Source organism: Rhizobium sp. P1_E1 (assembly GCF_056406015.1).
On the sequence record NZ_JBFUAY010000270.1, the window covers coordinates 1 to 5,282 of the forward strand.

Below are 5,282 nucleotides of genomic sequence, written 5' to 3' on the forward strand. Positions count from 1 at the left end.
GCCTCGTACAGAGCCAAATCGGCATCGAGAAGCAATTGGCCGAGGTCCCGCCCGAGAGCACCTTGAGTCTCCCAGGCGACGCCGACGCTTGCACCGACAACACACGGCGCACCGTCAATGAAGAGGGGTTGYTCGAGGGTATCGACAATTTGCCGGGCCAATGCGTTTGCCTTCGGCTCCGGATCGGCACTCCAGCTGGCGAAGATGAACTCATCGCCACCGATCCGAGCCGCTACATCGTTTGGACCAGCCAAATCGGCAAGGCGCGAAGCCGTTGCTTGCAAGACCGCGTCACCGCCGGCATGCCCTTTCGTGTCGTTGATCTCTTTAAATCGATCGAGGTCGATATGAATGAGTATCAGACAATCTTGTGGATGGGGTCTCGGCGGTTGCGAGATCATCTGGTCGACAAATCGTCGATTGGGAAGCCCCGTCAATGCGTCATGCAATGACAGGTACTCCAGCCTCTGTCGTGCTCGAACGAGCTTTTTCTTGTGAAGGCGAAGCTTTTCGATCGTTCTTTGGCGTGATTTGGTCAGAAAACCGATCCAGACAATCGGCGCAACGACACATAATGCCAACAGGCTCGCGTAGAACTCAAAAGTGCCGATCCCGCTATTTTGGCCCCATCCCTGCTTTGGCAGTGCGGCGAGGGTCCATCGGCCATAAACCATATCAACGGATGTCTGGACCGGTTTCCTGGAAAAGGTTGCCAGGCTGCCGAAAAAAACCTGTTTGGGCGAATTCGGCTCCGGTACGGTGCTGATGGCGATCTCAAGATCGGTCGAACCAAGGCCACTTTCCTGGTAGAGCTTTGGTATGTCTATTATTCCCGAAAGCAGGCCCCAAAAAGCCTGGCTTGTTCCGTCATTGATGTAGATCGGGCACCTGACCACAAAAGCGGTTCCACCTTGGACAAGCTCCACCGGGCCTGTGAGAACGATATTGTGCGTGTTGCGCGCCAGCATCGCGGCAGCCCGTTGCTTCTCATTGGTTCGGTAGTCGAGTCCGATGGCCYTTTCGTTTCCTTTCTCCGGATAAACCCACCTGACCACCATGTCGGGCGCAGCGGCGAAGCTTCGCAATTGTGAATCGGGCTGCAGGATCTGCGCGGCAAGTTTGGAAAATCCGCTTTGGCCCATCTCTGGATTGACTGCGATGCCGGCCGCCAGCCCCTGCAACAGCTTCACATTGCTGTTGAGGTTGGTCTGAAGCCGGGAGGATATGGTGGCAAGCTCGCCGGCAACGATCGAGCGTTCATCGGCCAGCGATCGCTCCAGCCGCCAGTTCGTTGCGACCCAGACGACGATTGCTGCAATAATTGCCGCAAATATTGCGGGAGCGAATGCGCTGGTATGGCTTATTACGGAGCGCGCGAGATTTCTTCGAAACTTCATCAGGTTGCCGGCGTGGATGACAGGCCCTCATCCTTGCACAGTTTCTTTAAGGCAACGCTAAACCTGCCAACCCTCATAAAGGAAAGCTGCCTATTCGTCCTGGCTGCGCCATCCCCCGCAGCGCCTACGTCGCCGGGCTGAAGTCGGCGGCCAGAACCGCGTCCTTGAGTGCCCGCGAATACGGATGCTGCGGGTTGTCCAAGACGGTACGGGCCTGTCCGCGCTCGACGATTTCGCCTTTGCGCATGATGATGATGTTGTCGCTGATGTAATAGGCGGTGGCGAGGTCGTGGGTGATGTAGACGATTGAGAGCCCTAGCTCGTTTTTCAAGCGGCCGAAGAGATTGACGATGGCCATGCGCAGCGATGCGTCGACCATGGATACCGGTTCATCGGCCACCAGCAGGCGGGGTTGCGGGATCAGCGCCCGGGCGATGGCAACGCGCTGAAGCTGGCCGCCCGACAATTCGTGGGGAAACCGGCCTTTCACTTCTTCAAGGGTCAGGCCGACATGGACGAGCGCGGCATCCGCCATCCGCTCCGCCTGCTCTCGGTCCGGCCGTTTTCCCGAGAACGAAAAATTGCGGGCGGTCTCGAAGAGATAACGGTCGACACGTTTCAGCGGATTGAAGGCTTCGAAGGGGTTCTGCAGAACCGGCTGGACCTCTTTCATGAAGGCCCTGCGTTCGGCTCTGCTATGGATGGCGACGGTCCTGCCGCTGAATTGAAGCTCGCCTTCCGTTGGTTCGGTTTGGCCGAGGATCATCGCCGCGATCGTCGATTTTCCCGAGCCGGATTCGCCAACGATCGAGAGGATCTCCGGCTCCTCTCCCAGTTCGAAGCTGACATCCTTGACCGCCGTGATCAGGCGCCGGCCGAGCATCCCGCCCTGGCGGTAGACTTTCGTGACATGCGAGAGGCTAAGAAGAGCACTCAAACCTGATCTCCCGTAACGGCAAAACACGCCACGCGCCGCTGCGGCTCGACGGTGACAAGCGGCGGAACCTTCTGCGAGCAAATCTCCATGCGCTTCGGACAGCGCGGGTGAAACCGGCAGCCTTCCGGCGGCATGGCGAGGTTCGGCGGACGACCCTCCAGCGAAGGGCGGGCCGTCGCATCGCCGATGCGCGGCAGGCTGCCGACGAGGTGCTGCGTATAGGGGTGGAGCGGCATGTTGAAGAGTTTGGCGGTCGGCGCTTCCTCGACAAGACGCCCGGCATAGACAATGCCGATGCGGTCGGAGACCGTCGCGTGAACCCCCATATCATGGGTAACGAACAGGAAGGACGAGCCCATCTCTCGCTGGATTTCGCGGATCATCGACAGCACGTCGCGCTGAACGATCACGTCGAGCGCGGTCGTCGGTTCGTCGGCGATGATGAATTCCGGCGTCAGGATCGTCGCCAGTGCAATGGTCATGCGCTGGCGCATGCCGCCTGACAGTTCGTGGGGGTAGGCGTCGAGCAGATGCGGATCCAGCTTCAGCCGCTGCAGATGGGTGGCGACCCTTTCGAAAAACTCGCTCTTGCCGACCTTCATGTGGCGAAAGGCGAAATCGGTGAAGGAGTGACGGATCCGGCGCACCGGATTGAGCACATTCATCGAGCCCTGCATGATATAGGACAGATGCCGCCAGCGCAGCGCCAGGCGCTCTTCCGGCTTCATCGCGTAGATATCCTGGGTGCCGCCGTCGAAATGGAATGTCACTTTCCCGGACACGACCCTCAGCGGCGGCCGGATTGCGCCGGCAATGGTTTTGATCAAGGTCGTCTTGCCGCTGCTCGATTCACCGGCAACGCCATAGACCTCACCGCGGGCGATCGTCAGGCTGATATCGTCGACGGCGCGCACCTCGCGATCGACGCCGTAGAGGAAGGCACGGTAATAGGCTTTCAGATTCTCAATTTCGACCAAAGGATCCATACTAACTTCCCATCCGGTTCAGCCGGCTGCGCGGATCATTGTATTCGTTCATCGACATGGACAGCAGGAAGAGCGCCAGGAAGAGGACGACGATGACGGCGACGGGGGCGGCCACCCACCACCATATGCCTGATATCAGCGCCGAATGCGCATTGGCCCAATAGATCATCATGCCCATGGTCGGCGTCTCGATATCGGTGAAGCCGAGCACCGACAGGGTGATCTCCATGCCGATCGACCAGATCATGTTGTTCATCGTGGTGGCAAAGACGATCGGCAGAACGTAAGGCAGGTGCTCCTCGACGAGGATCTTGCGCATGCTCATGCCGGAATAGACGCTCTGGGTGGTGAAGGATCTCGTCTTCAGGCTGATCGCCACCGACCGGATGAGGCGTGCGTCATAGGACCAGCCGAGCGAGGCCATGATGACGATCAGCGCCGTCCAGGTCATGCTGTCCTTCAGCACGAAATAGAAAAGGATCAGCAGCGGAAATTGCGGGATGACCATGACGCTGTCGTTGATGGCCATCAGCACCCGGTCGACCGCACCGCCGGCATAACCGGCGACGAGGCCGACGACCAGCGAGATGATGCGTGAAATGAAGGCGACGCCGATGCCGAAAAACAGGGTGTTGCGAAGGGCGGTCGTCAATTGCCAGAAAACGTCCTGGCCACGCGATGTCGTGCCGAGCCAATATTCGCCGTCGGGCGGCATATCGGGCGGTAGAAGATAGATGTCCGTCGCGCCGTAAGGCGAGAAATAGGACACGACTATCAATCCGACGATGACGGCAAAGAGCAGCAGGCCGCAGAGGAATTCCATATTCTGGCGTGCGAGGTCGCGGACGATCGTAAACATGTTCTATTCCACCTTGATACGCGGATCGATCAGCGGGCTCAGAATGTCGATGATGAACACGGCCGCGGCAACGCCGACGATCGACAATGCACTGAGGCCGAGCACCAGGCTGTAATCGCCGGCATGCACCGCTTCGATCAGCAGGTTGCCGATGCCCGGATAGCCGAAGACGATTTCGGTAATGACCGTGCCGTTGAAGATCGCGCCGAGCGACATGGCAAGCCCGGTAAATTGCGGCACCATGGCATTGCGGGAGATGTAGGAGCGGAGAATTTTCCGTTTGGGAACGCCGCCGAGTTCGGCGAAGACGACATAATCCTCGGTGATGATGTTGGATACGAGGGCGCGCATCCCGATCAGCCAACTGCCGGTTCCCACAAGGATGAGAGAAAAGGCCGGCAGGATGGAGTGCTTCAGTATATCGAGGACCAGGGCGAAGGAGAGGTCCAGATTGGCGTTCATCTCGTAGCCGCCATTGATCGGCAGCACCGGCCAGAGATAGCCGAACACAATCAGAAGCACGAAGGCGAGAATATAATAGGGAATGGGAAGCAGCGCGATGAACACGAGGCTGACGGCCTTCATCACCATATTCTTCCGGTAATAGCCGGCGAGCGCGCCGATCGCATTGCCGAGCACGAAAGTGATCAGGGTCGACATCGTCATCAGCCCGATGGTCCAGGGCAGGGACCGCAGGATGATAGTGGAAACGGGTGTGGGAAAAGCCGATAGCGAGGGACCGAGATCACCGGTCGCAAGCCGAAGCCAGAAATGCAGGTATTGCTGCCAGATCGAGCCCTCCATTCCGTAAAGCTCGCGAAGCGACTGGCGCATCAGTTCGATCGCATTGGGATCGGACTGCCCCATCTGCGTGATGGCGCCTATGCTTTCTTCGACCGGATCGATCGGGGTCAGGTGGGTGACGAAGAATGTGATGGTCACGCCAAGAAATACGACGAGCAGAAACTGACCGAACCGCTTCAGCACAAAGAGCAGATAAGACGTCATAGGGCAGTGGTTCCTCTCTGGTTCCCTTCATCGACAGGAAAGGATCGACGGACATGCCACATGCCCGTCGATAGGGGGCCGGCGCGCAACACTCG

Annotated in this window: 5 protein-coding genes; all 5 read right to left on the minus strand. The window is 58.7% G+C overall.

Translation table 11 applies throughout. The features are described from left to right. On the minus strand, nucleotides 1-1,397 hold a 1,397-nt coding region (locus tag AC1D1Z_RS33655; protein ID WP_477853161.1), incomplete at its 3' end, for a diguanylate cyclase domain-containing protein. 124 nt (nucleotides 1,398-1,521) lie between these two features. Further along, nucleotides 1,522-2,334 carry an ABC transporter ATP-binding protein gene (locus tag AC1D1Z_RS33660; protein WP_018448473.1) on the minus strand — a complete coding sequence of 271 codons (813 nt, stop codon included), beginning with the start codon at nucleotides 2,332-2,334 and terminating at the stop codon, nucleotides 1,522-1,524. Further along, the gene (locus AC1D1Z_RS33665; RefSeq protein WP_018246417.1) at nucleotides 2,331-3,320 is read right to left on the minus strand and encodes an ABC transporter ATP-binding protein; all 990 of its coding nucleotides are present in this window, start codon (nucleotides 3,318-3,320) and stop codon (nucleotides 2,331-2,333) included. The genes AC1D1Z_RS33660 and AC1D1Z_RS33665 overlap by 4 nt, the downstream gene beginning before the upstream one ends. Nucleotide 3,321: 1 nt before the next feature. Beyond that, nucleotides 3,322-4,179 carry an ABC transporter permease gene (locus AC1D1Z_RS33670; RefSeq protein WP_018246418.1) on the minus strand — a complete coding sequence of 286 codons (858 nt, stop codon included), beginning with the start codon at nucleotides 4,177-4,179 and terminating at the stop codon, nucleotides 3,322-3,324. A 3-nt stretch (nucleotides 4,180-4,182) separates the two neighbouring features. After that, entirely contained in the window at nucleotides 4,183-5,187 is a 1,005-nt protein-coding gene (locus tag AC1D1Z_RS33675) for an ABC transporter permease (protein WP_018246419.1), read from the minus strand. Nucleotides 5,188-5,282 lie beyond the last annotated feature (95 nt).

Bases quoted from the DNA above. Each gene is read 5' to 3' on its own strand.
- AC1D1Z_RS33665 (WP_018246417.1), bottom strand. From the start codon at position 3,320: ATGGATCCTTTGGTCGAAATTGAGAATCTGAAAGCCTATTACCGTGCC.
- AC1D1Z_RS33670 (WP_018246418.1), bottom strand. From the start codon at position 4,179: ATGTTTACGATCGTCCGCGACCTCGCACGCCAGAATATGGAATTCCTC.
- AC1D1Z_RS33675 (WP_018246419.1), bottom strand. From the start codon at position 5,187: ATGACGTCTTATCTGCTCTTTGTGCTGAAGCGGTTCGGTCAGTTTCTG.